General features: G+C 42.8%; 25 protein-coding genes and 1 pseudogene. 3 read left to right on the plus strand and 23 right to left on the minus strand.

The features are described from left to right. Nucleotides 1–91: 91 nt before the first annotated feature. The 5 genes from BLV33_RS13625 to BLV33_RS13645 all read right to left on the minus strand — a co-directional run bounded on the left by BLV33_RS13625 (nucleotide 92) and on the right by BLV33_RS13645 (nucleotide 6,822). Nucleotides 92–2,035, minus strand: a complete 1,944-nt coding sequence (locus BLV33_RS13625) for a TOMM precursor leader peptide-binding protein (RefSeq protein ID WP_090792359.1) — start codon at nucleotides 2,033–2,035, stop codon at nucleotides 92–94. Further along, a complete protein-coding gene (locus BLV33_RS13630; RefSeq protein ID WP_090792364.1) occupies nucleotides 2,032–3,960 on the minus strand; it encodes a putative thiazole-containing bacteriocin maturation protein in 1,929 nt (642 codons plus the stop codon). Before BLV33_RS13630 ends, BLV33_RS13625 begins: the two co-directional genes overlap by 4 nt. Before the next feature lie 126 nt (nucleotides 3,961–4,086). Beyond that, entirely contained in the window at nucleotides 4,087–4,347 is a 261-nt protein-coding gene (locus tag BLV33_RS29670) for a hypothetical protein (RefSeq protein ID WP_090792369.1), read from the minus strand. A 358-nt stretch (nucleotides 4,348–4,705) separates the two neighbouring features. Then, entirely contained in the window at nucleotides 4,706–5,605 is a 900-nt protein-coding gene (purU, locus tag BLV33_RS13640) for a formyltetrahydrofolate deformylase (protein ID WP_090792372.1), read from the minus strand. A gap of 89 nt (nucleotides 5,606–5,694) precedes the next feature. Continuing rightward, nucleotides 5,695–6,822, minus strand: coding sequence for a deoxyribonuclease IV (locus BLV33_RS13645; RefSeq protein ID WP_090792376.1), 1,128 nt, complete (start codon nucleotides 6,820–6,822; stop codon nucleotides 5,695–5,697). 118 nt (nucleotides 6,823–6,940) lie between these two features. Between BLV33_RS13645 and BLV33_RS13650 the strand changes: the two genes are divergently transcribed. Beyond that, on the plus strand, nucleotides 6,941–7,384 hold the full coding sequence (locus BLV33_RS13650) for a DUF2621 domain-containing protein (protein WP_090792381.1): 444 nt from the start codon (nucleotides 6,941–6,943) through the stop codon (nucleotides 7,382–7,384). 186 nt (nucleotides 7,385–7,570) lie between these two features. Here the strand turns inward: BLV33_RS13650 and BLV33_RS13655 are convergent, their stop codons facing one another. Together BLV33_RS13655 and BLV33_RS13665 are read right to left on the minus strand one after the other, a co-directional pair. Beyond that, on the minus strand, nucleotides 7,571–9,022 hold the full coding sequence (locus BLV33_RS13655) for an IS1182 family transposase (protein ID WP_090792384.1): 1,452 nt from the start codon (nucleotides 9,020–9,022) through the stop codon (nucleotides 7,571–7,573). A 484-nt stretch (nucleotides 9,023–9,506) separates the two neighbouring features. Continuing rightward, nucleotides 9,507–9,701: a hypothetical protein gene (locus tag BLV33_RS13665; RefSeq protein WP_090792391.1), complete on the minus strand. Its 195-nt coding sequence runs from the start codon at nucleotides 9,699–9,701 to the stop codon at nucleotides 9,507–9,509. A gap of 169 nt (nucleotides 9,702–9,870) precedes the next feature. Between BLV33_RS13665 and BLV33_RS13670 the strand changes: the two genes are divergently transcribed. After that, on the plus strand, nucleotides 9,871–10,239 hold the full coding sequence (locus tag BLV33_RS13670; RefSeq protein WP_090792395.1) for a helix-turn-helix domain-containing protein: 369 nt from the start codon (nucleotides 9,871–9,873) through the stop codon (nucleotides 10,237–10,239). Nucleotides 10,240–10,461: 222 nt separating this feature from the next. Here BLV33_RS13670 and BLV33_RS13675 read toward each other — a convergent pair whose 3' ends face one another. After that, nucleotides 10,462–10,992 (minus strand): site-specific integrase, encoded by a 531-nt coding sequence (locus BLV33_RS13675; protein WP_090792399.1) that lies wholly within the window; start codon nucleotides 10,990–10,992, stop codon nucleotides 10,462–10,464. A gap of 501 nt (nucleotides 10,993–11,493) precedes the next feature. On the opposite strand from BLV33_RS13675, the gene BLV33_RS13680 reads away from it, so the two are divergent. Then, nucleotides 11,494–11,700, plus strand: coding sequence for an anti-repressor SinI family protein (locus tag BLV33_RS13680; RefSeq protein ID WP_090792402.1), 207 nt, complete (start codon nucleotides 11,494–11,496; stop codon nucleotides 11,698–11,700). Nucleotides 11,701–11,713: 13 nt separating this feature from the next. On the opposite strand, the gene BLV33_RS13685 is transcribed toward BLV33_RS13680, so the two are convergent. From BLV33_RS13685 to BLV33_RS13755, 15 genes and pseudogenes are all read right to left on the minus strand, one after another. Further along, nucleotides 11,714–12,052, minus strand: a complete 339-nt coding sequence (locus BLV33_RS13685) for a helix-turn-helix domain-containing protein (protein WP_090792405.1) — start codon at nucleotides 12,050–12,052, stop codon at nucleotides 11,714–11,716. 242 nt (nucleotides 12,053–12,294) lie between these two features. After that, nucleotides 12,295–12,636: a helix-turn-helix domain-containing protein gene (locus tag BLV33_RS13690; RefSeq protein WP_090792408.1), complete on the minus strand. Its 342-nt coding sequence runs from the start codon at nucleotides 12,634–12,636 to the stop codon at nucleotides 12,295–12,297. Between the two features lie 7 nt (nucleotides 12,637–12,643). Next, the gene (gene glmS / locus BLV33_RS13695; RefSeq protein ID WP_090792411.1) at nucleotides 12,644–14,446 is read right to left on the minus strand and encodes a glutamine--fructose-6-phosphate transaminase (isomerizing); all 1,803 of its coding nucleotides are present in this window, start codon (nucleotides 14,444–14,446) and stop codon (nucleotides 12,644–12,646) included. A 279-nt stretch (nucleotides 14,447–14,725) separates the two neighbouring features. Further along, the gene (locus BLV33_RS13700) at nucleotides 14,726–15,901 is read right to left on the minus strand and encodes an aminotransferase class I/II-fold pyridoxal phosphate-dependent enzyme (protein WP_139305743.1); all 1,176 of its coding nucleotides are present in this window, start codon (nucleotides 15,899–15,901) and stop codon (nucleotides 14,726–14,728) included. Nucleotides 15,902–15,926: 25 nt separating this feature from the next. Next, nucleotides 15,927–16,778: a metallophosphoesterase gene (locus BLV33_RS13705; protein WP_090792415.1), complete on the minus strand. Its 852-nt coding sequence runs from the start codon at nucleotides 16,776–16,778 to the stop codon at nucleotides 15,927–15,929. Beyond that, nucleotides 16,775–17,407 carry an acetyltransferase gene (locus tag BLV33_RS13710; RefSeq protein WP_090792418.1) on the minus strand — a complete coding sequence of 211 codons (633 nt, stop codon included), beginning with the start codon at nucleotides 17,405–17,407 and terminating at the stop codon, nucleotides 16,775–16,777. Before BLV33_RS13710 ends, BLV33_RS13705 begins: the two co-directional genes overlap by 4 nt. Before the next feature lie 16 nt (nucleotides 17,408–17,423). Continuing rightward, nucleotides 17,424–18,020, minus strand: coding sequence for a sugar transferase (locus tag BLV33_RS13715; RefSeq protein ID WP_090792421.1), 597 nt, complete (start codon nucleotides 18,018–18,020; stop codon nucleotides 17,424–17,426). A gap of 29 nt (nucleotides 18,021–18,049) precedes the next feature. Then, nucleotides 18,050–19,015 (minus strand): glucosamine inositolphosphorylceramide transferase family protein, encoded by a 966-nt coding sequence (locus BLV33_RS13720; RefSeq protein ID WP_090792424.1) that lies wholly within the window; start codon nucleotides 19,013–19,015, stop codon nucleotides 18,050–18,052. 70 nt (nucleotides 19,016–19,085) lie between these two features. Continuing rightward, nucleotides 19,086–20,096: pseudogene (gene galE / locus BLV33_RS13725) on the minus strand (UDP-glucose 4-epimerase GalE); the annotation flags it as partial. A 63-nt stretch (nucleotides 20,097–20,159) separates the two neighbouring features. Then, a complete protein-coding gene (locus tag BLV33_RS13730) occupies nucleotides 20,160–21,317 on the minus strand; it encodes a glycosyltransferase family 1 protein (protein WP_090792431.1) in 1,158 nt (385 codons plus the stop codon). Between the two features lie 27 nt (nucleotides 21,318–21,344). Next, the gene (locus tag BLV33_RS13735) at nucleotides 21,345–22,412 is read right to left on the minus strand and encodes an EpsG family protein (protein ID WP_090792434.1); all 1,068 of its coding nucleotides are present in this window, start codon (nucleotides 22,410–22,412) and stop codon (nucleotides 21,345–21,347) included. Nucleotides 22,413–22,453: 41 nt separating this feature from the next. Continuing rightward, nucleotides 22,454–23,353 (minus strand): glycosyltransferase family 2 protein, encoded by a 900-nt coding sequence (locus BLV33_RS13740; protein WP_090792438.1) that lies wholly within the window; start codon nucleotides 23,351–23,353, stop codon nucleotides 22,454–22,456. A gap of 18 nt (nucleotides 23,354–23,371) precedes the next feature. Next, nucleotides 23,372–24,457, minus strand: a complete 1,086-nt coding sequence (locus BLV33_RS13745) for a glycosyltransferase family 1 protein (RefSeq protein ID WP_253187064.1) — start codon at nucleotides 24,455–24,457, stop codon at nucleotides 23,372–23,374. A 48-nt stretch (nucleotides 24,458–24,505) separates the two neighbouring features. After that, a complete protein-coding gene (locus tag BLV33_RS13750; RefSeq protein ID WP_090792444.1) occupies nucleotides 24,506–25,573 on the minus strand; it encodes a glycosyltransferase in 1,068 nt (355 codons plus the stop codon). After that, nucleotides 25,536–26,702 (minus strand): glycosyltransferase family 4 protein, encoded by a 1,167-nt coding sequence (locus BLV33_RS13755; protein ID WP_090792448.1) that lies wholly within the window; start codon nucleotides 26,700–26,702, stop codon nucleotides 25,536–25,538. The genes BLV33_RS13750 and BLV33_RS13755 overlap by 38 nt, the downstream gene beginning before the upstream one ends. Between the last annotated feature and the right edge of the window lies 1 nt (nucleotide 26,703).

Consider the following 26,703-nt stretch of genomic DNA (forward strand, 5'->3'; position numbering starts at 1 on the left):
AAGAGTTTTGCTTTAGTAAAACTGACTTCGTAAGCACCCGCTAAGACGTTTCGAAAAGAAACGTGGCTTCGTATGCATCCGCTCAGGCGACTTATGGAAACGGATGCGGATGCGAATTGAGCTGCTCCAGGAGCAATGGCCCCTTCGCATATCCGAGCTCCGCCGGTACCTGCAGTAGCCTCTCCAGCCCTGTTACACGGGTGAGGTGATGGCCGAATGATATCGGCAGCATTCCTGGAATCAACACCTTTACACAGTGCAGTCCGTTATTTGTCAATTCAGGGGTGGACTGGTCCACGACGATCACATCGAGTTTCAACTGGCGGAATATTTGAAGAATGCCCCTCAAGTCCTCGGTCAGATCCGGTTGTTTCAGTATCGGCTTGAATTCCTCCTCGAAGGTTCGCAGCGGCCGGTTTTCCTCCAGCAAAAATTGCAGCCGCTCCTCCGCTTGCGGCAAGCCGTACAGCATGGAATGGTCCTCCATTCCCCACACCAAGGATGGATCATGGAACATTTGCTCACATTTCTCACGGTTCGCTTCGAATTTCTCGTCAAGCGTCAGCATCATCCCCGACAATTCATGAACCGCGCTTTTCGCCGCCCGCACCGGATCCAAATGTGCTCCGGCCGCACAAATCAGATTCAATCCCTTCGGCTTCCTGTTTTTCGCTAAAGCCCAAATGCTTGGGATTCCATTCTCCATCGTCGCATTATATAAAAACAGATCAAATCCCGCCACGGATTTCAACCGGTTGACCATAAGCTCCAATTCCAGGTCGCCCGCGGAAAAAGGGTCAAGACGCGGAAGCGGCAGCTGCGCGTACCAGGTCAGCAGGAATGCATCCCGCTCCACCACTTCCATAATGCCGTAGAAAATAGCTTCCTCCAGGCTTCCACCTAATGCGCAGCCATTGGATGTTTCATAAATAAATCCTTGTCCGCAGCTAGAACTGTAATAGGCGAGTATTTGTGGAACCAGGATTGGACTATCTTGCAATAACGAATATCCCCAAACCCAATCGATTTGTTGGTCAGGATCAAAAGGTTTAAAAGGAAACCCCAGCCGCTCATACTGTTCCTTGGAATACAAGCCTACAGATACGGGATCTAGTGCTTGATCCGCCAAATTGCGGTAACTGTCGAGGATCACCGTCCGTTTTCCACGAGGCGCCATGCCGCTGTATCTTTCCAAGCCTTCCATAATGGCAGTCAGCTCGCTTTCCGCATAGGAATGCGTTCGGCCTGCCGTTACCTCGTCCCGCTCAAACATCGGAAGGTTTACACTCACATCGGCAAAAGGCGACACAAAATCAACCATTTTTCCATTCAAGAAGCCGATCTTGTAATCCAGATAGTCTTCGACCAGAAATTCCTTCAGTTCTTTCAGGGAACGGCTGCGGAAGCTGCTCTCGCTGATCTTCGGACTGGGCTGCAATGAAATCCGGGCCGCAGCCCGTGAATCGTCGGGCAAATAAGAGCAAACCGGACAAAGAGGATCCGGCAAAAAGAAGTGGCTAGTGCACTTCAGTGTCTTCATATCCATGAAGAACACCCGTTTCTCCGAACGGGGTCGATGGCCTTGCAGCACCTTCTGCGACTCAGCAACGAGAAGGTAAGTCATGTGTAATAAACCTGTTCGAGATGCCCATGCATCGCACGTTATTCCCCCGTCCTCCGCCAAACGCTTCTGCAGCTTCCACATCTCCTTACGGTCGCGTCCGGCTAAGAGCCGCCTGGTGTCAGCGCATTGAGAGCAACCCTGCTCATCCGGACTAACCAGCGGTCCGACTACGCCTTCGCCGAACGCAATGAAACCTCGCAGCCAGGGAATACCCTTTGATTTCATTACCTTTTCCGCCTCAAGATGAACGGAAGGATACCAAGCGTCATCCAGCACCAAAGCCAAATCCGTCGTTTCCGGCACTTCTGTCTTGAAGTTGTCCAGACGTATGATCTGGTAAAGATCTGCCAATTCTCGGCACACCAGATCAGACAGCAAGCCTTCTCCTACAACCGCCACGATTGCGCTCATCTGGGTTCCCCTTCCCGAAGCACTACACCAAATACTCCTCCAAGTGTTTCCTTCAAAAACGGTTCGACCGCGAGATCCACAGCAAAAAGAAGCTTGCCGTTCATTTTCAAGATCTCCAGCGAATCCGCCAATACCTCCAATCGTGTTGTTTCCTCTGTGGGAGGGATTTTAAGAAGAAGCGGAGTCTCTGCGCTCAGGTTCACAGATGAAATCTCCATTACTTGCACCTCCTGCCAAACCGATGGATTTTGCAGCTTTAGAAGTGCTGCTTGCAATGTTTGCCTGAGCGCCATTGTCTTATTCAGACCGACTGTCCCATACCAGCGATCACCTGTACACACCCATACCACTGGAAATCCGTATACTTCCTCTCCTATCCCAATAATTGGCGCACCCTGCATGATGGTCAATGACTGCATGTAAAACAGGCTTCTTTCATCTTCCACTTTACTGAACTCCACCCGATGGACAGTTGGTTTCCGGACTGACAGCTGCCTGCCCAGCTGCTCCGCCAAACAGGCTAGCAATCCTCGGCTTACGCTTTCCGCAGCTGTTTCACCCACTCCAACGCCGACAAATTCTTTCGATTCTACGTACACCTCGGCTAATCTGAATACATAATCTTCAACCCCTGCCAGTCCCGCTTCCCTCCGCGCTTCCTCATGCGTCAGACCTGAGCAGATTTTGACTGGTAATAAGCCGGCTGGCCCCTCTGACAATGGGTCCACCGCCTGAATACGGCACTGAGAGAGCGGAAGCTGCTTCAAATCCCCCTCCTCCCATATATGGAAAATCCCCGTTTGTTCAGAAGTCAGTCTGCTGAAATATGGAAGCAACCCATTTTGTTCTTTCCCTTCAGAACTTTCTGCAAGCTGCAAGTCCAAAGCTTGAACCCAATCGAATGCTGCCCCCGCCTTCCGGTTAATCAAAGGATGAGGCAAATACGGGTACCAGCTCCCTTCCAATGTTTCCAGATCAAGCAGAAAAAATGAATCTTTCAATTCCAATTCCGCAACCCCGGTGAACGACTTAAACCATTCAAAAACAATGATATTGGCGAGCATCGCTCCCGCGGTAGATGAGAAGGTGTGCAGCCTCGTGTCCTTGCAAACTGCGGTTTCGTGTATGCGGCGCCATGCCGACTCCCAGCATCCTTCAAGCTCCGGATGGATTAGCGGACCCGCCATCCCTGCCTGCTTCAGGATCATAGCAGGGAGAAGCACCTTTTTCTCCTCCTTGCAAGCTGCATGAAGAAGCCTCAGTTCCTCAACATCTCCGTCCTGAGACACATATAGAATCGATTGGAAAGGTTGCACAACGTCACGCCAAGCATTTCCTCCCTCATCATGCAGAGTCACCTCTTCTATGAATACTTCGGGATCCGTTATGCGGGCTTGTTCAGCCAATTCTCTTAACCGCTGCCGATTGGTCGGCATTGAATCCGTAATCAGCACATGGAATTTAGGCAATCCAGATTCGATTAAGGCAGAAACCAAGGAAACGAAAAACGGGCCTGAACCGACCGCTAACACTTCAGCCTGTCGGTAGGACTGAAACCGATATGCGCCGGAATCGCCAAAGCTGTCTAAAAAGGCTATTTGTGAGGCAAACTTTTCGAGGATTTCTTCCTTCAATTGATGCGGCCGATCTTGACTCACATCCCGAACAAAGCCCTTTTGGTGCAGGACTTCCGCAATTTCATACACCCTTTCCCGATAAGGGTCGGACAATCCGTCGGTCAATTCTGCCAATGTATATCCCCCATTGAACATCGGGATTAGTTTTTCAATCCAGCGGTCGATCATCTCGCCTTCCATATGGAAGGTTCCAATATTATTACGGAAATAAACGCTTTCGTTTGGATAAGGAAGAAAAAAGGTGTCCTCCTTGACCTTCAGACGCGCAGTAGGAATCATTTGAGTCATTTTACTCCTCCTTAGAGTTTTGCTTTAGCAAAACTAACTCCGTAAGCATAATCTTACAGCTTAACTGTTCACCAATCTGCGACTGCCGTTCATCTTAAGCATATGTATATCTATTTGTCCTTCATGTCATAAGTAAAATGATGAGTGAAAAGCCCCTGACAGCAGACAATCTGCATTCAGGGGCAATGTTACTGAAACACCGTGATCAGCGGCAAAAGCCTCCGCATCGATGGCCGCAAAAGCCTCCGCATCGATGATGATGGCAAAAGCCTCCACAAAAGCCTCCACAACCTCCAAAGCCTCCACAACCTCCAAAGCCTCCACAGCCTCCAAAGCCTCCACAACCTCCAAAGCCTCCACAACCTCCAAAGCCTCCAAAGCCTCCAAAGCCTACACAAAGACCTCCAAAACCAACGCATAGACGTGATGGATCTGCCTGAGGCTGGCTTTGCTGATTCCAAGGCGTCATCATTCCAGCTTGGAAATCGGCAACACTCAATTGCTGCAGTTCATTTTTGAAATCATTCATTTTAAAAACCTCCGGTCGTTTATTTGATTGGGTATAGCATGAAAAATAAATTGAACTGAATCGATATGATTCCAATTTATGGTGCGATTTCCGCGCTTGTTACTGATTCAAACGCCCATTTTTATGAACCTTTGTACCAAACCATCGAAAACAAGCAACAAAAAAAGGACTCCAACCCCAAAAGGGTGGAAGTCCAATTTACCAATTTAATTTATTTTAATTAAAGACTACGGTCTTATTATTATGCACGATGATGCGGTCCTCAACGTGCCAGGATACGGCTCTGGCGAGGACAATGCGCTCGATATGGCGCCCTATCCGCTTCAGATCATCCACGTTATCGCGATGGCTGACCCTCTGCACATCCTGCTCAATTATCGGGCCGCCATCCAATTCTTCCGTTACATAGTGCGCCGTCGCCCCGATGATTTTCACCCCGCGGTTATGCGCTTGGGCATAAGGCTTGCCGCCAATGAAGGCGGGTAGGAAGGAGTGATGGATATTGATAATTCGATGGCCAAAATGCTGCAGAAACGTCGGCGAGATAATTTGCATATAACGCGCCAAAATGATCACATCCACACTGTCTCCTACGGCTTCCAGCTGTTTTCTTTCGGCTTCAGATTTGGTATCCGCGGTAACAGGAATATGCACAAAGGGAATGTCGAAGGGTTCCACCAGTGACTTCATATCGGGATGATTGCTGATCACCATGGCAATATCCGCATCCAAATCTCCGGCGCGCCAATGCCAGAGCAGCTCCAGTAGGCAGTGATCCTCCTTGGAGACGAATATGGCCAAACGCTTCTTGCGGCTGGCGAGTGTCAGTCTCCAATCCATGTGAAACCGCTCAGCGACATGTTCAAAATCCGATTTAAGCTGATCGATCCGGCTGCTGAGCTCCGGCAAATCGAATTCGATCCGGATGAAGAACATGCCGCCTTCCGGATCCATGGTGTATTGATCCGATTGCACAATGTTGGCACTATGTTCAAATAGAAATTGCGACACCGCTGCAACAATGCCCGGCTGATCCGGACAAGAGATCAGCATTCTCGCTCTGTTCTTATTCGTATTCCCGTTTCGGACGTTGATGTTGTTGATATCGGTGTTCATGTTTCCTCCTATGAGTTTTGCGTTAGCAAAACTGACTTCGTAAGCATAAGCTGAGTTTTCCTTTAGGAAAACTTACTTCGTAAGCAAGTCTAAGCCAACTGCAGCGCCTTTTTGCCAGCCAGCCAAATCGTCAATCGTTGATTGATTTGCTCTTCCGATAAATCCGGCAGCAATCTATCTTCCGCAATGATATCATACAAACGCTCCAACGGCTCCCGGCTGTCTTCTTTTTTCGCTTTTGCATCATTTTTCAGAAGCTCCCAGGTATTGAGCACGAAATCGCGATGATGGATATCTTTTTTATCCATTAAAAATGCAATGCGCTCGACCTGATCCAGGAACTCTCCGCCAAAATGCTCACTCAGATTGCCTCTAAGCAGCGCAATCTCAGCCTCGTACATGGGGCGCTGGGTGGTTTCATTTTTACCGATCCAAGGGGTTTCCAGAATCATCGGCAAGTGGATCAGCTTCTCGTGGTGCACGATGTTGTTCATGGCTTCGTAGCCGATATAGCCGGAACCGATCGGTGCATGGCGGTCCTTGCTCGCGGCGCGGGGATTCTTACTGTCATTCAGGTGAATAACCCCGATGCGGTTTAAGCCGATAATACGGTCAAATTCATCGAGTACTCCTTCCAGATCATTCACAATATCATATCCTGCATCATGGATGTGGCAAGTATCCAAGCAAATGGTAATTCTCTCATTATGTGTGACTTTATCGATAATGGCAGCAAGCTCCTCAAAGCTCCGGCCCAGCTCAGTGCCTTTTCCAGCCATTGTCTCGAGTGCGATATTAACCCTGGTATGCTTGATTCCATCCAATACCTCATTCAAGCCCTCGGCTATGCGCTTTAGCCCATACTCGGCATCTTTTTCCGTATAGGCTCCGGGATGAAGCACGATATTGCGAACACCCAAATATTCGGTTCTATGAATTTCTTCTTGCAAAAAACGGACAGCCAGTTCAAAGGTATCATCTTTATAAGAGCCCAAATTGATAATGTAAGGAGCATGAACCACAATCTCCTCAATACCATGCTTGTCCATCAACGCCTTGCCTTCTTCGACAAACTGCTCTTCAATTGGCTTGCGGCGTGTATTTTGTGGCGCGCCTGTGTAAAGCATAAAGCTTGTAGAATCGTAAGAAACAGCTTCCTCCGCGGCATTCAGTAATCCTTTATTGGAAAAAGAAACATGTGAACCGATTTTAAGCATCCTAATGGCTCCTTTACGATTTGATCATTCCCTCCTATTTTACTAGCATTGTCGCAAGAAATCTAGAAATAAGGTATAATTCTTATAAGAATATGGTTAATCCGAGGTGACATCTGGCATGGATTCAGGAGCTAATCCACTTTTCATGTGGTTTATTATTTTTTGGGTGTTTGTCCTGTTGTTTTTTATGAGTGTCGGCGGATACTTCATGTTCCGCAAATTTCTTAAGGTTTTGCCGAAGGCGGACGGAAAGTCCAAGCTGGACTGGCAAAATCATTACGTGGATTCGTCCAGGCATCTGTGGACCGAAGATTCCAAAGCCTTTTTGGATCAGCTGGTTTCACCGGTACCCACAGCATTTCGCGATATCGCCAAGCATTCGATAGCCGCTAAAATCGGCGAGGTCGCCTTGAACGAAGGCGCTGAGGAAGTGACGCGTGACCACTGTATCAAGGGTTACATCCTTGCGACACCGCGGCGGGATTACAAGAGTTTGACCAGCTTTTTGGAGAAGCAGCAGATTGATTACAGCGCCCATCAACATTTATTGAACCAAGGATAATTTTAGAAAAACTTAAACTTTCTTATCAACTCAACAAAAAAATCCTCTTCCTTGAAGAGGCCACTGAAGAACTTGTGATTTTTTCAGGGTTGCCTCTAAGTCATGAAATAAGAGACGACCAAGCATCCAAATTTTGGTTGCTTGGTCGTCTTTTCATTGCTATAGCAGGTCATTCAGAAGGGGCTTTCACTTCATAAGCTTCAATATTCGTTTTAGGTTTACCGTGAAAATCGCCATTTCGCCTTGCAACTCCATACCGACAAGACCCGAAGATGACGCAACGTCATACCCGTGTCTGTGTTTTAGTTCGCTGTTCTTCGCTTCAATCTTGTAGCGTTCCTTAGCTTTGGTTTTGAAATATTCGCTACTCTGGAACGCCATTTGTTCGGTGTGCTCGTCGGATTTAATGCTCACCGAGTAAGTTTTACTTTTTGCACCTTCCTTGTAGCAACCTTCCCTCATTGGACATCGCTTGCATACTTCTACATCGAAGTAATACGTATCGACTTGGTTTGCCCCAACGTCTTTCTTTCCCCCCCGTGCTTTCCGAAGCGCCATATGCCCTGCCTTGCACACATACATGCCTGCATCCTTATTGAACTGGAATTCATCCTCTTTCTTACGATTTCCTTGCGTAATCGCTGGATTTAGTTTCGCCACCAATTCAAGTTCGCTTTCGTTACTGTACTTAATGTTTTCCTTTTCCGAGTAGGCGGTATCTCCGATTACTGTTTTGACCTCCATACCGGCGGCTTTACTTTTTTCAATCAGCGTCTGCAGTTGCTTGCCGTCATTCTTTTCGCCTGTGGTTACAACTGCTGCCGTAATAATCCGTTCCTCAGTCATAGCAATGTGGGTTTTGTATCCAAAAAACGAGGAATCCGCGCTCTTGTGACCTACCCGTGCATCTTGATCTTCCGAGATCCGTAGCTGTTCCAGATCGTCTGCGACCGTTTCTTTCAACAGATTCAACGGTTCTTTGATCTTGGGAAGCTCGCAGATGCCGCCTTCTACTTCAAGCACGGCGATGAGTTTTTGACAGTAGGCGATTTCGTCCTCGAGCACATCGTTTGTGTTTTTTGATGGGAGCTTGGCTTTCAGCGACTCATCCGCCGTGTAGACCGCTTTTCTCAGCTTTCGGGAGCGGTCCAGCAAAATTTCACGAGGGGATTTCTGATTGTAGCGTGCTTTCGTATGGGTAGCATCGACAATGATTGCTTTGCTTGTGATAATGCCCTTCTCCAGCGAAATTTCGACTGTTTTGCCAATGAGCATGTCGAGCAGATTCATGTCTTTCAGCCGCAGCTTCCGAAACTTAGTTAGAGAACTAGCGTCTATTACCACTTCTTCCGGCGCCATATCAAGAAAATACTTAAACGACATATCGTACCGAGAGCGCTCAACAATATCCATGTCGGACAGTTCAAAGATAGCCTTCAATAGCAGATACTTGAACATGCGAATCGGGTCGATCGCATTTCGACCGTTATCTAGACAGTAGCGCGCTTTCAGTTCTTCGTACACGAATGAGAAGTCGACCAACTCATTGATTTGGCGCAACATATTATCCTTGGGAATAATCAAGTTATAAAGTTCTATATAGGGGCTTAGAGTTATGGATTGTTGTTGTTGAATCATCGGGCTCACCTACTCGGGTTGATGCTTTAATTATACAGAAAAGGTACTTTCTTCTCAAAGATCTTGAGAGATTGTACCTTTTCTGTATAAAGGACTTTTTCAGTGGCCTCTCCTTGAAGGGGATTTTTGCTTTAGGAGACATTCCTTTGGGATTACTACATCTGATTCTAGAGCGCAGCCTGTATTTCCCTATATTTTATATCGTTGAAATCTTCATAATTGATCTCAATATGTATCTTTTCCGATTCTTCATGAGAGCACTTTATACAAATAGCTAATGGAGTGGTTATTTTATAAAACCCTGTTTTAAAGATCTGATCTGCTTGTTCTCTAGGAACAATCGTCGCACATTTCAGGCAATAAACATCCCTCGATGGGTTCATAATATCACTCCTACTAGTGTCCAATTTCAATAATTTGTTGCATTATGTATTTTATTAGTATGATACGATACATTTTGTATCAGTGCAATGTTTTTTAATTATTAGTCTCCTTGCCGGTCTGATGGACTTACTTCAGCATCCTTCTCATTTATCTGGTAAACGTGCATCAATAAAATTTCTTTTATTTCATTTACATAAGGCCTTAGCGATGTTACTAGCGTAGTTTGTAACTCTGATCTTTGAATGAAGCTGTTAAACTCTTCAATTAAAATTTTCGATTTATCCTTGGTCAGCATGCCTTACCCCTTCTTTGCCGTTATGACGATGCAGTGAGTCTTTTTGTTGAAACATGTAAAAAAATATTGTATGATACTATACGTATCTAGCTGAACGCTAGTATACTAATACTTACAGCAGGGCAATACTGGTTAGTACTTTTACTGAAATGTGGTGAATGTTAAAACAATGGCTAAATATGGGGATAGAATTGCTTTACTTCGTGAACAAAGTGCACTTACCCAAGTAGAATTGGCGAATAAGCTGGGCATTTCGAGGGCCTCTCTTTCCCATTATGAAACCTCTCGCAGAGAACCTGACTATGAAACTATTCATAGAATCGCAACCTTCTTTAAGGTATCCATAGACTACTTACTGGGACGGTCGGACGAGCCGGATAAAGTACTTGATAATGATGTTAGAGATTTTGTGGATCACCTGGAGCTCTCGGACGACAAGATTTTGGAAAGATTTGCTTTGATGATTGATGGGAGAAAATTGACTGCTGATGAAGCAAGGCGTTTTATTGCTTTTGTAAGGGCAGAGCGTTCTCTATAACAGTACGCGGGAGGGGGGTTGATTCCTTGACCAGCCACGTACCATACTTATCCGGATTCATGCCTAACTGCTTTAATACCCCCGCGATATCCAGTTCAATTTTCTTACTCATTCGAGACCGCCTTTTCCCTAGAATCTCATTCAAATCCTATTATATGGCTCCAAATCAAAGTATTATGTACATAATTTATGATACATTTAGTATCATGTCAAGTAAATATTTTAGAAACGGTCATTCGCATGCTCCAACGCGTTCACGCCGATATATTTTAACGTTACTGACGGGGCGGAATGATTAAAAAGATCACGAAGTACGGAGATATTTTTCGTTTTTTGATAATAATGATACCCGAAGGTTTTTCGCAGCGTATGGGTGCCGATATCATACAGCCCAGCCTGCTTGGCAGCTTCGTTCAGAATGCGGTATACCCGGATTCGTTTAATCGGTTTGCCGGTTCGTTGGGAAGGAAACAGGAAATCACTATCATCCATATACTTGACGTAATTAAAGATCCAGTCCTTAAGTTGATTATTAATCATGAAAGTTTTCTCTTTGCCGGTCTTCTCTTCTTTAATGGTGACCTGGGTCTTATCCTTCAGGTCTCTGACTCTTAATGTGAGCAGATCGCTCAAATGCAACCCGGAATTGATGCCAATCGTGAATAACAACCAATCTCGAAGCGACTGCCTCATTAGTATCCCTTGGATCTCGTCTATCTTCTCTTGATCTCGTATAGGTTGTACAACTTGCATGAATTAGCACTTCCTTTCTCTGATTTTGATACAAATTGTATCATTAAAACATGTGAATTACAATAGCAATGCCCGTCAATGGACATGAATGGATTACTCCCCCGAATTGTTTTAAGGCCTAATTTCCCAAACATAAATATTTTTCTCTCTATCAGAAAATTGTTGTTCTCAAATCCTGACATCAGTAGTATAGTTCTTATTAAAGAACAATTGTAAAAAAAAAAAAAAAAAATGAAGATTGCTCGGACTCTATAAAATTTGGGAAAAATGGTATTGCAACTAGATCTCAGGTTGATGCTCCGCCTGCTATGGCCGGCGGGGCTTTTTTTGTTTAATAATGCTGTAAAAACGCTTCAAAACAGCATTAATACAAACACATCTATCCGATGATACATTTTGTATAATTTTTATGAAAATGGGATTGATTTTGCAGAAAAAGCATGCGATAATACATTAAATAATACATATTGTATCATTAAAGATCATTCAGGAGGTAAACAAATGAGCAGTTCGGGTGAATTGGATAACATGGAACTTGATGAGGAATGGATTCAGCTTATTCTAAATGCGCGGAATTTGGGGCTTAGCAGTGCTGATATTCGCAACTTTCTAAAAAACGCAAATCAGCAGACACGAAATCAGCATAATCCGACAAACAATGAACAATTGTATCTGCCCGTTGGGTTGACAGTACCTGCGAACATGTGAATATGATTTCTTATTATTCGTTCGGGTGTTGCATTCTCCATTTGTTGAAATCCAGAAATTCCCGAAACTGCTGCTTGTCTACGCCTGATGTCATGGCTTCTTTAATGATCTCATACCATTCCTGGTCAAGCTCACTACGATCTTTCTCTGGTGTATCATCCAGATCTATAAGCCTGTCAACAGGTACCTTTAATACACCCGCAATTTTTTCAAGAAACTGAATCGAAGGGTTTTTTTGAATATCCCGCTCCAAGCTGCTAATGTAGGACTTGGCTACTCCTGCACGCTCTGCCAGCTCCGTAAGTGACATTCCCTTTTCTTTCCTTAATTGCTGCACACGTTTGCCGATCATGTCAGATCTTCCTTTAATTGATGGGATAATTACTTAACTATTGTTGCCATTATACCAGAATTCATTACAACGAACAATTGCGTTTTTTATATAGAACAAAAAAGCCCCCGAAAGGGCTTTTTCAAGTTGATATGTAAGTATAAGTTTTTCTAAACTTATCTTGCTGCGCATCAACCTTGACAAACGTGCTCGTCATTTAGGACGGTGTAGCCGTTTATCCTTGTGTCCAGGTATGTATGCAATTATTTTATTTTTTCATTATGCCACTTCATGAATTCAATCACTATTTTGTAATCTTGAATTTGCGCTTTATCAATTCCCGATTTCTCCAATTCACTGATAAAATCCATCCACTCTTTCTCAAGGTGCTGCTTGCTTTCAACATCGATTGAAATTTTAAGCAAGGTCTTGAGATCTACGTTTAACACGGATGCGATTCTTTCCATAACATGAATAGAAGGATTCTGTTTAAGGTCTCTTTCTATGTTGCTTAAATAGGACTTGGAAATGCCAGTCCGTTCGGAAAGCTCGGATAATGTAAATCCTCTTTGCTTCCGAATATTGGAAATGTTTTTACCGATCATAGTTTTATCACTCCACAGTGACGCTTTTGGCTAAATTTCTTGGTTTGTCCACGTCACATCCTCGATATACCGCTGCATAGTAAGCCATTAATTGTAAAGGGATTACTGAAACAAGCGGAGTCAAATATTCATGGATCGCTGGCATTACAATTTGATCTGTCTTCTCCTCGAGTCCTTCCATGCTAATCATGCAAACATGAGCCCCGCGCGCCATGACCTCCTGAACATTACTTCTGATATTTCCCTTAACGTGGGCTTGAGTGACCAATGCGATTACTGGAGTCCCTTTCTCGATTAATGCAATGGTGCCATGCTTTAATTCCCCCCCAGCATAACCCTCAGCTTGAATATATGAAATCTCCTTAAGTTTTAAAGCGCCTTCAAGACAAGCGAAATAGTCAACGCCTCGACCTATGTAAAAACAATTGCGGGAAACATTTAAATATTCCCATACGATCTCTTCAAGGTATTCTTTCCTGTTTATCATAATTTCCATGGCATTCGCCGCTAAGCTTAATTCAAGAAGGGGGCTGCCGATGAGAGCTCTGCCTTTTACTCGTGCACTGTCAAAAGCAAGTAAGGCCAACACGGCAATCTGGGCTGTATACGCTTTGGTTGATGCGACTGCAATCTCGGGTCCGGCATGCGTGTATAAGGTACAATCCGCTTCGCGGGATAAAGTGGATCCCGGAACATTCGTGATCGTCAAAGATTTGCAGCCCATTTTTTTGATGGCCGCCAGTACTCCTCTGGTGTCAGCTGTTTCCCCGCTTTGGGATATAAAGATAAAAAGCGGTTTATGGGAGAGAATGGGCATGTTATATAAAAATTCGCTCGCGATGTGGGTTTCCACGGGTATGTCTGCTATCTTTTCAATAAGGTGCTTTCCGACCAATCCGGCATGATAGCTCGTACCGCATGCAATCATATAAATTCGATCCGCTTCCTTTACCGCCCCACGGATGGCCGGATCGATGTTAATTTCATCATGACCGTTTTGATAGTTGGATACTATATTCCGGATAATAAAGGGCTGTTCATCAATTTCTTTCAGCATATAGTGCGGATAAGGTCCCTTTTCGATATCGCTTGCATCCAGCTTTACTTGAAAGGGCCTGCGCTGAATGATATCGCCCGATAGATTTTTTATCGTTTTTGTGTTTGGCTGAAGAATCGCCATTTCCTCGTCCATCAATTCTACAAACTGCTGGGTGAGCTGCAGCATCGCCATGGCATCGCTTGCAAGTACATGAAAGCCGCTGCCGAGCCCAATGAGCAGCGGACTTTTATTTTTGCCGACATAAATGGCTTCAAGGTTCTCGACATCCAGTAAAACAATAGCATAGGATCCTTTCAGCATCGGGAGCAATTGCCGAAAAGCAGCCTCCACCTGTAAGCCGTCTGCAACCAACTTTTCCATGAGCTGTACGATGACTTCGCTGTCAGTATCACTAGTGAATGGCACTTGATTCAGATATTGCTGCTTTAACTCTTTGTAATTTTCAATCACGCCATTATGAACAAGCGTAAACCGTCCGTTGCTGCTTTGATGGGGGTGCGCGTTTCTGCGGCTTGGTTCTCCATGTGTGGCCCATCGGGTATGGCCGATTCCGATCCTCCCCCTCATTTGAGCGTCAATCACTTGGCGAAGTGCAGCGATTCTTCCCTGTTCTTTATATACATGTACTCCACTGGCATTCAATAAGGCTATTCCCGCAGAATCATACCCTCTATATTCCAGTTTTTCCAAGCCTCTTACCAAGATCTCCTTGGCATCCTGATTGCCGATATATCCCACGATCCCACACATATTTTTGCGCCTCCCTTTTTATGGTTCTATTTTGGTATTGTCTGAAATTGCTGGTTATGAACTGAATACATAGGTGAAATCATTCATAAGATTTAACAAAGGGGGGAGCTGTCATGTATGTACTTTTGATGAGTGTTTGGAAAAGGACGACGCGTACTTACCATAAAGCTATGCACGCTTACAATTCCATTCTCTATAAGGACTGTCTTGACATGCAAATGAAGGAACATTTCCATAATAAGGTTAAGCACCATGAACAGAAGATGTTTGAATTGGTTATTAAGCGGTGATGCTCTTTTCCTGGATCAAAACACTTTGGATACACTCGATTACTCTCATTTGCTCCTCTTCCGTCATACCCGATCCAGATGGCAGGCATAATCCGGTTGCAAACAATTGCTCGGATATACTCTCATTGTCGCTGTGAGGATAATATTTTGCACCTTCAAACAGCGGCTGTGTATGAAGCGGCTTCCAAATGGGACGGGCTTCGATATTGTCTTCAGCCAATGCTTCCAATAAGACCTGGCTGGATATTCCCGTTACCTTCTCCTCCAGAGTTAATGCCGTAAGCCAGCGATTGGACCGGGTATCTTTCAATTCCGGCATAAACTGAATGCCTGGAAAAGGAGACAGCGCATGATGATATCGATTGAAAATCGCTCTTCTGGCCTGGACTCTCTCTTCCAAAACCTCCAGCTGCGCTCTGCCGATCCCCGCTAATACGTTACTCATTCTATAGTTATAGCCCATTTGGCTGTGTTGATAGTGCGGGGCCTGATCCCGTGCTTGAGTGGCCAAAAAACGAGCTTGCTTCAAGCTCTCGATATCATTGGAAACCAGCATGCCTCCGCCTGAGGTGGTAATGATTTTGTTCCCGTTAAATGAATACACACCAAATCTGCCGAAAGAGCCGCTCGCTTTTCCCTTGTAGGTGGAACCCAGCGACTCTGCAGCGTCCTCAATGACAGGGACTTTAAAGAGTTGACATAATGCGATGAGTTCATCCATTTTCGCGCTTTGGCCATATAAATTAACGACGATGACCGCTTTGGGAAGGCTCCCTTGATGGACTGCCTCGTGTAAGGCTTGAAGTAAAGCTTGGGGCGACATATTCCATGTCTCGGGCTCTGAATCAATAAATACCGGTGTGGCTCCCAAGTAGTTAATTGGGTTAGCACTCGCAATAAATGTAAGGCTGGAGCAAAATACGGTATCCCCTTCATGTACATCGAGCAGCCGAAGCGCCAGGTGAATGGCTGACGTACCCGAATTGACGGCGGCTGCATCGTTTACCCCTGTGTAGGAAGCAAGCTCTTTCTCAAAGGCATCCACATGCGGGCCAAGAGGTGCAATCCAGTTGCTGTCAAAGGCATTGGCCACGTACTTTTGTTCAAGGCCGCTCATGTGCGGAGCAGAAAGATAAATCCTTTTTTTATCCGAAATCAACTGCATGACAACACAACCTCTCTTTCCTGATTCAAGATAAATGAAAAACAGTGATCTCCGGTCTGCAGAAGAAGCGTATCGGTAAAGTGCTGGTTCCAATTCCGCGGTTTACGTACAATGGCATCTTTTTATCACCCACTGTGTAAAGACCCTCTAAATATATTTGTGCTAATTCAGGAGTGAAGAATGGTTTCATAAAGGGCAATCTAATCTGGCCTCCATGTGAATGTCCTGAAAATTGGGCATTGACTCCAAGATCGCAGCTAAAATCGGCTGTATCTGGTTCATGAGCCAGCAACAACACACAGTCTTGATCTGACAAACCTTGAAGAGTTTTCTTAATGTCGTATCTGCCAAATAGATAATCATCCACTCCAGCAATGTAAAGTCTCTGCCCGTTATTTTCGATATAGGTATGACTATTAACTAGCACATGGAATTGCGACTCTTGTAATAACTGAATCGCCCTGTTCTTGGACGTATAGTCATGATTTCCCAATACAGCCCATTTCCCGCCGCGGGGCTTATTTAGTTCCTGAAGAATTGGAAGAACAGGTGACTGTTCCGACCATGCCCTATCTAGAAGATCACCGGTAAAAAACAACATATCAGGCTTCAATTTATTGATCATCTTTACAACACGGCGAAAATCCTCGGCTTCATAGTGGAAGCCAAAATGAACATCACTGAATTGGACAATGTTCCAACCCTTAAAGGCCCCAGGTAAATCACGGATGGTCAACTCAACATGCCGTGTCTGGTACATAAATCGTTCTTCCATGGTGTAAAAGATCCCCATCGCAGCCATGCCAAGCACAGTTAAGCCGACTTTCCAGCCTGTTTTTAAAAAGGTGCGACGGCTTATTTTTTCCGTTTCAGTCATATAGCAGCTTTTATGATGATTGCAGGCGTCCCAACAGCTGTACTATTCGGTTGAATATCCCTAATCACTGTTGAACCCGCGCCAATAATTGCCCATTCGCCCAGATATCTTCCAGGAATTATTGTGGCTCCCGCTCCAATCATGGCTCCTTCTTTTACGATTATGGATCCGGTCAGTGTTGCATGTGGAGCGACATGGACATAATCTCCAATCCGATTGTCGTGTTCCACTATAGCTCCAGTATTGACAATGGTATGGTTCCCGATTTGTGCATCCGCATTAATCACTGCATTTGCCATTATCACTGTTCCTTGACCTACGACAGCGCTGGAACTGATAATTGCTTTCTCGTGTATAAGGGATGCATAGTGTTCATTACCTAATCCTAGCTTGGTAACAATGGTTTTTCTTATTGCATTATTCCCTATAGCCACAACAAATTTAAGCTGATCAATTAGGCTTAATAAACTTTGTGCAGCAGAAATCGGACCCAAGTACAAGTCATGTTCAAGAATTAATTCTTCATATTTGTCATCGAGAATGGCTCTGAGTTGACAGCTTTTATTGGCGCCAATCATTTCCCTTATTACTTTACAGTGGCCGCCATCACCAATTACAGCAATTTCCATACAGATTCACATCTTTTCATGAGAAGTTAGATCCCGAGAATTTTTCCGTAGTCACATGGTTCCCACGACTGATCCCTTCCGATTTCAAAACCTTCCTGATCGTTAAAGCGATAATATTGAGATCAAGAAGAAAGCTTTGATTTTCAACATACCAGACATCAAGTCTAAATTTCTCTTCCCACGAGATTGCATTTCTGCCATTCACTTGAGCCCAACCTGTAATACCTGGTTTCACACTGTGCCGTTTGGCTTGTTCATCAGTATATAATGGCAGATAGTCCATCAATAACGGCCGGGGACCCACTAAACTCAAATCACCTTTTATCACGTTGACGAGCTGGAGTAACTCATCCAGACTGTACTTCCTAAGCATTTGTCCAAAAGGAGTCAATCTGATATAATCCGGCAACAAATTTCCTTGGTTATCTCTCGCATCCGACATAGTGCGGAATTTATAGAGATAAAAAGGTTTGCCATGCAGTCCAGGCCGCTGCTGCTTAAAGATGACGGAAGATCCTAATTTCCATCTAACTAATACGGCAACCATCAGAATGAACGGTGAAAAAAGCAATAATAACGAGATTGAAAGTAACACATCGAAAAGTCGCTTCATGAAATTACGGATCCCCCTTCCATTCAAGATCATTTGAAAATTTTTGATAAAAGACTATCCAATTTCCACGCCATATAGTTCATTTTTTTAAACTTATGCCCGTCAACAGCAATTAACCATTTTCCAGAATTCATTTTAAGCTGATCAATATGGTGCATACCGTCTTTTCTCCAGTCATTTTCCTCCTTCGAACCACTTAAAATTAAATCAACTTCCTCCTCCTCATATTCAAACTCCGAGAGTTTAGTTACTTTAAACAATCGTACTGAATCACCATAATGGGGATAATCAGCTTGAGTATACCTATAGACGATTCCATCGGAGACGGTTATTCTTCCTCCAGGTCTAGTAATCCTCATATTGTTAGAGATGATCGGACTTTGAAGATGTTCGATCCATGGACCTTCAAGCTTTTCCGAGTGAAACAAATGAAAATTTCCTTCACTCGTTCCTGCGAAAATCCACCATTTGTCGTTAATATTTACTATAGATGGGTCCAAAAACCTGCCGCTGAACAACTCGCACGTTACTTCCCATTCAAAAGGGAAATTTTTTGATTTATATAATATGACCCGATTTGTTTCTGCCGTTTCAGGGAGCATAAAGAAGTCTCCCTTATCGGTAAACACTTGTGGATAAGATAAATGGTACTTTTCACGCAGCACTACTTTTCGGTAGTTCCATTTATGACCGTCCGCACTCGTTGCTAATCCAATTTCTCCACGACCCGAGGCTTTATTTAAAACTTCAAAGAACAAGAAGAATTCGGATTCATGCTGGATAATAAAAGGATCCGCCACAAACTCCGCCGGAACGTCGGTGACATCCGAAGCTTGTAAAGTTGGTTTCTTCAATTTATTTTCTTTTGGCGCTGTTGATACAAAATCATCTGAACTGAATACCGCGATAGACCAAGTAGAAGCTATCATTCCATTTCGCAGCAGAGAAAACAAGGTTTGGATTGTTCTCAGGTTAATCGCTCTAACTATTGACAATTTTATCCCTCCTTCTACTGAGCATGCGAAGATCATCTTTAACACCAATTCCGGCCAGCATTTTAGACTCTTCTTGATAACCATTGGGGTTATTGGACTGCCATCGCCAAGAATCGGTGCACATCTCATGGATTCCTTTTTCGGCAACCCACCCCAGTTCCAGTTCGGCCTTGGTTGGGTCAGCGTAACAAGCTCCTATATCACCAGGCCTTCGATTAGAAATCGTATAGGGAATATGTTTCCCCGTTACTTTTTCAAACGTAGAAACCATCTCCAGAACACTGTATCCTCTTCCAGTACCAAGGTTATAAGCTTCCACACCAGTCGTGGCCATGACCCTTTTGAGCGCCTTCAAATGTCCCGTGGACAGATCCACTACATGGATATAATCTCTTACACCTGTACCATCCAAAGTCTCATAATCACTGCCAAAGATGCTGAGTTCCTTAAGCTTGCCAACCGCCACTTGAGTAATATAAGGCACCAGATTGTTTGGTATTCCATTCGGATCCTCACCGATGATTCCGCTCTTATGGGCGCCAATGGGGTTGAAATAACGTAAAAGAGCAACGCTCCACTTATTATCCGACAGGTACAAATCATTCAATATTTCTTCAATCATTAATTTCGTACGTCCATAAGGGTTGGTTGCACGAAGTGGGAAATGCTCTGAAACAGGCACACGTTCAGGCATTCCATATACAGTAGCTGAGGAACTGAACACGATTCTTTTCACTTTATATTTCTTCATGACTTCACATAATACGAGAGTGCCGGTCAAGTTATTTTGGTAATAAAAAAGAGGAATCCGAGTGGATTCCCCTACTGCTTTTAGCCCTGCAAAATGAATCACGGCTTCGATCTGATTTTGTTCAAACACTTTGTCAAGCACTTCCTGATTGATTAAATCAACTTGATAGAATTTGAATTCCTTTCCAGTCAGCTCGGTTACACGTCTCAAGGATTCTATGCTGCTGTTGCTAAGGTTATCTACAACGATTACTTCATATCCTGCCGTCAAAAGCTCCACACAAGTATGGCTTCCGATATAACCGGCGCCACCGGTTACTAATATTGCCATGAATTACCCTCCAATAATTAAATAATTGTATTCGTTGTTTTGTTAACAAATTATACGTTATCTTTAAAATCCCCCCCTTATGACGAGGTTTTGTTCATGTTTATGACCCATATAAAAATCAGTTAACCATTTGGCCATTGTGACATTGTCATAACCTTTACTTCGTATTATTTCCAAAGTATCTTCGTGCTTATATGAAGAAGAAAGTATTTTTTTAGCCCAAATTGCTGGTGAATCCTTTAAACTGAGAAAGTTTAATCGTTGTGTTATGTTTGTATCAGGTGTAATAGTATCAGATATAATGCAATTCAAGCCTGCTGCTTGCGCTTCAACCAATACGAATGGAAAGCCTTCAAAAAGTGATGGAAATACGAACAAATCCATCCCCTGCATTAGTTTTGATACATCATTTCGAATCCCAAGAAATTTAACAGCGCCGGATAACTCTAAATCCGCTACTTTCTTTTCTATCCGTGGTCTAAATTCCCCATCACCGATCAATACAAGCAGAGAATCCGGATGCAATTTATGCACTGCCTTGAACACATAAACCAGGAATTCGTGGTTTTTCTCTTTACTAAATCTGCCAATATGGCCTAAGACTAATCTATTACCAGCATTTAACTCATCCCTTACTTTACTTCTAATCGCTCCATTAAATTTATACATTTCCACATTAACAGCGTTTTTTAAAACATGAGCCTTTCCTTCTTTTAAAATTTTATCGCCAAACAGGTATAAAGCAGCTTCATTGCCGCAAGCCGCTAAATCAGTTGAAAAACCTCGTATACACAACCGCATTATGGTTCGAAATATATTTCGCGATATACTATCGCCAAATTGATCAGCCGTGTTATGAGAATGACATACACGCTTTTTTATACCCGTTATAAACGATGCCAGCATAACAACCCCGGAATTAAACATAGCATGTGCATGGATAACATCCGGTTTTATTTTGAAAAGTATACGTATAAGGTAAATCATATATTTTATTGTTCCAACTTCTGTTCGATCGGGTATTCTATATATTATCCCGCCTAACGATAACACTTCATCATCATAATGGGCTTTAGACTTTTCATGGATTAAAAAAACAAATTGAACTTTTTCTCTGTCGATGGAACGGTACATATTCATTACAAAAGCCTCAGTCCCACCGCACCATAAACCACCTAATACATGTAAGACCTTAAGCTTCTTGTTATGATTTATCATCATACCCTCATCCTTTATTCATTGTTAGATTCAAAATATTAAAAAGTCACTCTTATAAATAATATTCAAACTAATTACACTCTCATAAAAATAATAAATAAAGTAGCTTACCAAAATCGCATAATAGATCAGCTTTTGTTCCTTTGGAACAAATAACTTTACAACCCATGGAATTAGAATTAAATTATATAATCCAAAGTAAATGCTAAATCGAGCAAATATCCACTGTTGTGTAGAGATTAACATGAAAACGAGATTAATTAAGGACATATTTACAACATAGTCGCTGCCTGGGAATATCTTTCTCAACTTCTCTCTCCCGAAAAAAGCAAAAACAATTGGAACTGCAAGTACAACTACCCTCAAAAAATTGGCACCTTGTAATTCCATATTTTGATATTCGCTGTATTTAGTATCCTTTATCACCGTAAAAAGAGCTTCTGAGAATTGAGTAAAACCTATAACCAGAATTACAGCAACAGAGAGTAATATGTAAGTTTGATTTGTCCATGCTTTCCGTCTTACTATAAAATATACTGGAATTAGAATAAGTGCGGACTGGTGAATGGTTGATGCGATCAGAATAACAACGATATATTTTATCCAGCTGCCACTAAATATATATTTTGTGGCTGCAAAAGCAATGGCTGCAGCGAGAAATTGCCTAATTCCATTCATTGATACTAAAAATAATCCACTAGTGATATATACATATATACCTAGCTCAAATAATCTTGCATATTTATATAAAACAATTAAAATGAGTACATTTGTTATCAGTGCGACTATAAAAATTAATATTTGAGGATCATTTGATACTTGTTGCAAAAGCAATTGAAGTATATTGAATCCAAAATCGGCTTTAAATCCAATATCTTCCCAGCTAAAATGGGTAATAGCATAAGAATGCATGTAAAAAAATGTATCACCAATACCTTTTCTTAAACCGGATACAAGCACCATAATCGCTATAACCATAAAAACTAGAAATTTATTTGGCTGTATATATACGGGACCGATGGTTACCGGTCTGGCAAAATATCTTGAAAAAAAAGAAAGTAAGTAAACTAATGAAAGAGTAACCCAAAATATGGCCATTTATATTTCCTCTCAATCAGAGAATAAGATAAGGAAATCTGTTATCTTTTTAAAACAGTAGCCTTACTCGTATTCTGAATATAAAAATAAAGCAAGATTCCAAAGGGTGCCGCGAATAAAGTAGTCCATTTGCATGGTGATTCCAACAAGAATTTATAGTTCTTAATCATTAAATTACTTGAAACGTAATGCATAGATTCCCGAAATTTTTCCTTAAAGGAAGGAGCATATATCATAGCGACTTTTCTGAAAAACAAGAAACTCTGTGGGTTTCTCTTGTATTGCTTGATAATATTCATACTTGATCCGTCGGCCAAATACTCGACGTAACAAAGGATTTCATTCATTACAAGCAGCGGATACTCTTGATCAATATAAATATATTTGTAACTAAGAGGGCAGTACTTTTCGCCTGGAAATATCGGATAAGGAGGGAATATACGTGTTAATTCCGAACGATATACAAGCTTTTTATCTCCTTTGACCTTATGCTTCGAATATAAATCTGAAAGCGATGATGCTTTTAAATGATCCGGCATCCGAGTCCCGATAATATTTCCTTGGGGGGTCGCATCCAATCCCACAATGCCCGCATACTTGTCGCTGCCGCGTTCCTTCCAGAACGAAACGATTTTCTCTACCGCCTCATCCGCCATAAAGTCATCCGAATCGATGCAAACATTGAGCTCCGTATCGATCAACTCATAAGCCGTATTGTGGGCTCCATGCATTCCTTGATTTTCTTGATAATGATAGCGAATTGGAACAACATCCTCAGAAATCCAGCTTTGTACTAGTTCATCTGTTTGATCTGTAGACCCATCATCAATGATCAGCCAAATAAAATCTTTTGAGGTTTGCCTCTTTAGACTTTCGTAACACAAATGAAGCGTATAAGCACGATTGAACGTTGGTGTAAAAACAGTTAAAGTAGGAACCATATCAAGACCTCCATACATCTAAGCTTCTTTTGTGTATAAACTGTGACCCAAGTAAAACCCTGTCAGCCATTCCACCATAGAACGAGTGTCATATCCCCTTTTACGCAACAATTGCGATGTATCTATATGCTCATAAGTGGAAGCAAGAATCTTGGAGGCCCATACATCCGGTGATTCCTTTAGGCTTAGAAATTTGATGCGTCCGGTCAGGTCGCTTTCTCTTGTGATGGCATCGGACACGACACAGTTCAGACCCGCAGCCTGTGCCTCAACCAAAACCACAGGCAATCCCTCAAAGAGTGAAGGAAAAAGAAATAGATCCATGCCCTGCATAAGGTTGGGTATGTCGCCTCTAACACCTAGAAATCTGACATCTGAAGACAATCCCAATTTATCTGCCTTCCTTTCCATGGAATGCCGCAAATCTCCTTCCCCTGCCAGAATGAGCATAGACTCGGGAAGTTTATCATGAACGGCTTTAAAAATATCCAGTAGCATCTCATGGTTTTTCTGTTTGTTGAATCTTCCAACATGGCCCAAAACCAATTTATTGCCGGCTTTCCATTCATCCCTTATTTGATTTCTAACTTTGACATTAAATATAAACTCCTCCACGTTAACTGCGTTGTTAAGAACTATCATTTCCCTGGAGGCTGCTCTTTCTTTTCCAAACAGCCATGCGCCGGCTTTTTTCGAGCAGGCAAAATACCGGTTAGGATTATCCTTCATGGAATACCGGGCATAGACCCGGAAAGGCAGCTTCATATCGATCGCCAAATCACTTAAATGGCTGTGAGCAATCCTGCACGGCACACCAGCCTGCTTCGCAGATCGGAGAACAAAGCTGCTGTTTTCGTTAATGTGAGAATGAACGACTCTATACTCAGGATGTTGGACAAAGAACTCATCAAGTAATTTGAAATATAACTGATAGTTCCCCGGCCTGATTTGGGGCATTGGATAAATCTTTCCTCCAAGACTCAAAATCTCATCGTCATAATGACCTTTTTCTTCTCGATGAACCATAAAATCAAACTGTATTCTGCTGCGGTCTATCTGTCGATAATAATTCATCAGCATCGTTTCCAGTCCGCCACGATTCATGATGGTTACGACTTGTAATACACGGATAGTTTCCAGCTTTAATCACTCCTATTTTACAGTCCGTCTAAGACCATCTATGGTTACTAACAGCAAATAAAACCCAATAGCGAATCTAAATTTCGCGCATAAATAAAACATTCGCCAAACCATTGAACAATGAGATGTCTCAAATAGCTTGAAAGAATGTTTGATATGATCGTCATTTAGTATTGTACTTATCTTTCTAATCTTCATTAACGTTGGAGCCTTGTTGCTTAAACTTATCGTATTTAAACCAAGCCCCAGCGTATTCATACATATGCGGTTATTTAAAGCTAAAATGAATTCGGAGGTCAGCTGCTTCTCTTCAATAAATTGTTCAATAAAACTATAGAGCTTAAACCATTTCTCCTTTAAATCCGATTTATACCCTGATGTAATTGATTCAGTGTTTGAACGCCAATAATGATAATAAGGCTTGTTCAGATACACAAAATTTTTGGCATGATAAAATGTATGTATATTAAAGAGCGAATCTTCATTGGTACCCACAACATGAAGATCTACAAAAGCAAGCTCATTTTTTTTAATGATTTCTGAACGGTATAACTTGGACCATACTGTTCCCCATGCATCCAGGAATTCCGGATTGGCAATTTCTTCATTCAAAGGACCAATGATCCGTCTAAGCATCTTGAAGCGTACATCTTCATCGTGATAGCAGGTTTTATCAGGAAGATCGAATTTCTTTTCCTTGGAATGGGTTCCAAATTCCCGTATATAGCTGCACATGGTGATATCAGCATTTTCAACAATAGCAGTATCATACATCACTTCATACATTTCCGGATCCACCCAGTCATCCGGATCAACAAAGCCGATATATTCCCCTAATGCCCTTTGAATTCCTTCGTTGCGTGCAGAGGAAACACCACCGTTTTCCTTGTTGACTACTACCATGCGATTGTCATTGCCGGCATATTGATTGAGGATCTCACTGCACCCGTCTGTCGAGCCATCGTTAACCGCAATAATTTCAATATCCTTCATCGTTTGCGACAAAAGACTGTCCAAGCATCTGCTCAAATAGCTTTCAACATTATATATAGGCACTACTATACTTATCTTCGGCTTCATCCCTATCCCCCAAAAAGTATTGCGTATATATCCCGGAAAGCTCCAGTCCTACTTGAGCAAGTGAATATCTTTGTACCCGGTGGATATTTTCCACTCCGAATTTTTTACGCAATTCATCCGATTTATACAGCTCCACCAATCTTGCTGCGAACTGTCTGCTATCCAGATTCCGTATCACAAAACCATTTACAGTATCCTTAACAAGCTCGCTATGCCCTCTATTTTCACTTGCTACAACTGGTAAACCACATGCCATAGCTTCTAAAATATTTACTGGAAGACCCTCGCGAAGGCTGGATGCTAAAGCCACGTCACATAGGGGCAGCAATGCAGGTATATCATTTCTGTGCCCCAAAAAATGGACACTTCCTTCTACTTCAAGCTTTACAGCAAGTTCACGGCAGGCTTCTTGAAATGGACCGTCTCCTGCCAATAAAAGCTTTGCCTGAGGAGCCTCGACTTTTAGTAAAGCTAGTGCCTGAATCAGGAGCTGCTGATTTTTGTTCTCGTTGAATTCAGCGGCGTAGAACATTAGGAAATCACTTGATTGGTAACCAAAGACTTCACGCGATTCACGCTTTTGAATTTCATCTATAGGCTTATAACGATCCGTATTTACACCAACGCCATGAACATGTTCAATCCTCTTTGCTTTAAATCGATGATAAACAGCCAAAGCATAATCTTCCTCATTAATCGTGATCAAACAATCCGTAAAATGAGAAAGCATCCTTTCAATCGGGTAATAGACCAGCCAATTTAAAAGGGGAGCACCCTTGCAAAAATGGAACCCGTGAGCTGTATAGATCACCTTGGTTCCATTTCTTCGTGCTCCCCTCGCCGCTAATCGCGCAATTACACCTCCCATGGGCGTATGACAGTGGACGATATCATATTGGTTTTCATCGATAATCAACTTTAATTGGTTGTAGGCCTCCAAATTTCTCCTCTTGAAGGGTGATCTTTGGATGGGTATATCGAACCTTCCGTTTATATGGGGAAGCTCCATATTTCCAGATGCAGCAATATGGACCTCCCAGCCTTGTTCTTTAAACCAATTCAAGTAAGGCAAATGAAAAGCTTTAAAGTGGTAATCAACTGTGGCACAAAACAACACTTTCTTAGCCATC

Origin of the sequence: Paenibacillus sp. GP183 (genome assembly GCF_900104695.1) — a bacterium.
Lineage (GTDB): Bacteria > Bacillota > Bacilli > Paenibacillales > NBRC-103111 > Paenibacillus_AI.

Coding starts and splice junctions, on each gene's coding strand:
- BLV33_RS13740 (WP_090792438.1), bottom strand. CDS start 23,353: ATGGTTCCTACTTTAACTGTTTTTACACCAACGTTCAATCGTGCTTAT.
- BLV33_RS13670 (WP_090792395.1), top strand. CDS start 9,871: ATGGCTAAATATGGGGATAGAATTGCTTTACTTCGTGAACAAAGTGCA.
- BLV33_RS13715 (WP_090792421.1), bottom strand. CDS start 18,020: ATGAAGCGACTTTTCGATGTGTTACTTTCAATCTCGTTATTATTGCTT.
- glmS (WP_090792411.1), bottom strand. CDS start 14,446: ATGTGTGGGATCGTGGGATATATCGGCAATCAGGATGCCAAGGAGATC.
- BLV33_RS13700 (WP_139305743.1), bottom strand. CDS start 15,901: ATGCAGTTGATTTCGGATAAAAAAAGGATTTATCTTTCTGCTCCGCAC.
- BLV33_RS13650 (WP_090792381.1), top strand. CDS start 6,941: ATGGATTCAGGAGCTAATCCACTTTTCATGTGGTTTATTATTTTTTGG.
- BLV33_RS13755 (WP_090792448.1), bottom strand. CDS start 26,702: ATGGCTAAGAAAGTGTTGTTTTGTGCCACAGTTGATTACCACTTTAAA.
- BLV33_RS13690 (WP_090792408.1), bottom strand. CDS start 12,636: ATGATCGGTAAAAACATTTCCAATATTCGGAAGCAAAGAGGATTTACA.
- BLV33_RS13645 (WP_090792376.1), bottom strand. CDS start 6,822: ATGCTTAAAATCGGTTCACATGTTTCTTTTTCCAATAAAGGATTACTG.
- BLV33_RS13685 (WP_090792405.1), bottom strand. CDS start 12,052: ATGATCGGCAAACGTGTGCAGCAATTAAGGAAAGAAAAGGGAATGTCA.
- BLV33_RS13625 (WP_090792359.1), bottom strand. CDS start 2,035: ATGAGCGCAATCGTGGCGGTTGTAGGAGAAGGCTTGCTGTCTGATCTG.
- BLV33_RS13730 (WP_090792431.1), bottom strand. CDS start 21,317: ATGATGATAAATCATAACAAGAAGCTTAAGGTCTTACATGTATTAGGT.
- BLV33_RS13665 (WP_090792391.1), bottom strand. CDS start 9,701: ATGCTGACCAAGGATAAATCGAAAATTTTAATTGAAGAGTTTAACAGC.
- BLV33_RS13745 (WP_253187064.1), bottom strand. CDS start 24,457: ATGAATCGTGGCGGACTGGAAACGATGCTGATGAATTATTATCGACAG.
- BLV33_RS13750 (WP_090792444.1), bottom strand. CDS start 25,573: ATGAAGCCGAAGATAAGTATAGTAGTGCCTATATATAATGTTGAAAGC.
- BLV33_RS13675 (WP_090792399.1), bottom strand. CDS start 10,992: ATGCAAGTTGTACAACCTATACGAGATCAAGAGAAGATAGACGAGATC.
- BLV33_RS13705 (WP_090792415.1), bottom strand. CDS start 16,778: ATGACTGAAACGGAAAAAATAAGCCGTCGCACCTTTTTAAAAACAGGC.
- BLV33_RS13680 (WP_090792402.1), top strand. CDS start 11,494: ATGAGCAGTTCGGGTGAATTGGATAACATGGAACTTGATGAGGAATGG.
- BLV33_RS13735 (WP_090792434.1), bottom strand. CDS start 22,412: ATGGCCATATTTTGGGTTACTCTTTCATTAGTTTACTTACTTTCTTTT.
- purU (WP_090792372.1), bottom strand. CDS start 5,605: ATGAACACCGATATCAACAACATCAACGTCCGAAACGGGAATACGAAT.
- BLV33_RS13630 (WP_090792364.1), bottom strand. CDS start 3,960: ATGACTCAAATGATTCCTACTGCGCGTCTGAAGGTCAAGGAGGACACC.
- BLV33_RS13655 (WP_090792384.1), bottom strand. CDS start 9,022: ATGATTCAACAACAACAATCCATAACTCTAAGCCCCTATATAGAACTT.
- BLV33_RS13710 (WP_090792418.1), bottom strand. CDS start 17,407: ATGGAAATTGCTGTAATTGGTGATGGCGGCCACTGTAAAGTAATAAGG.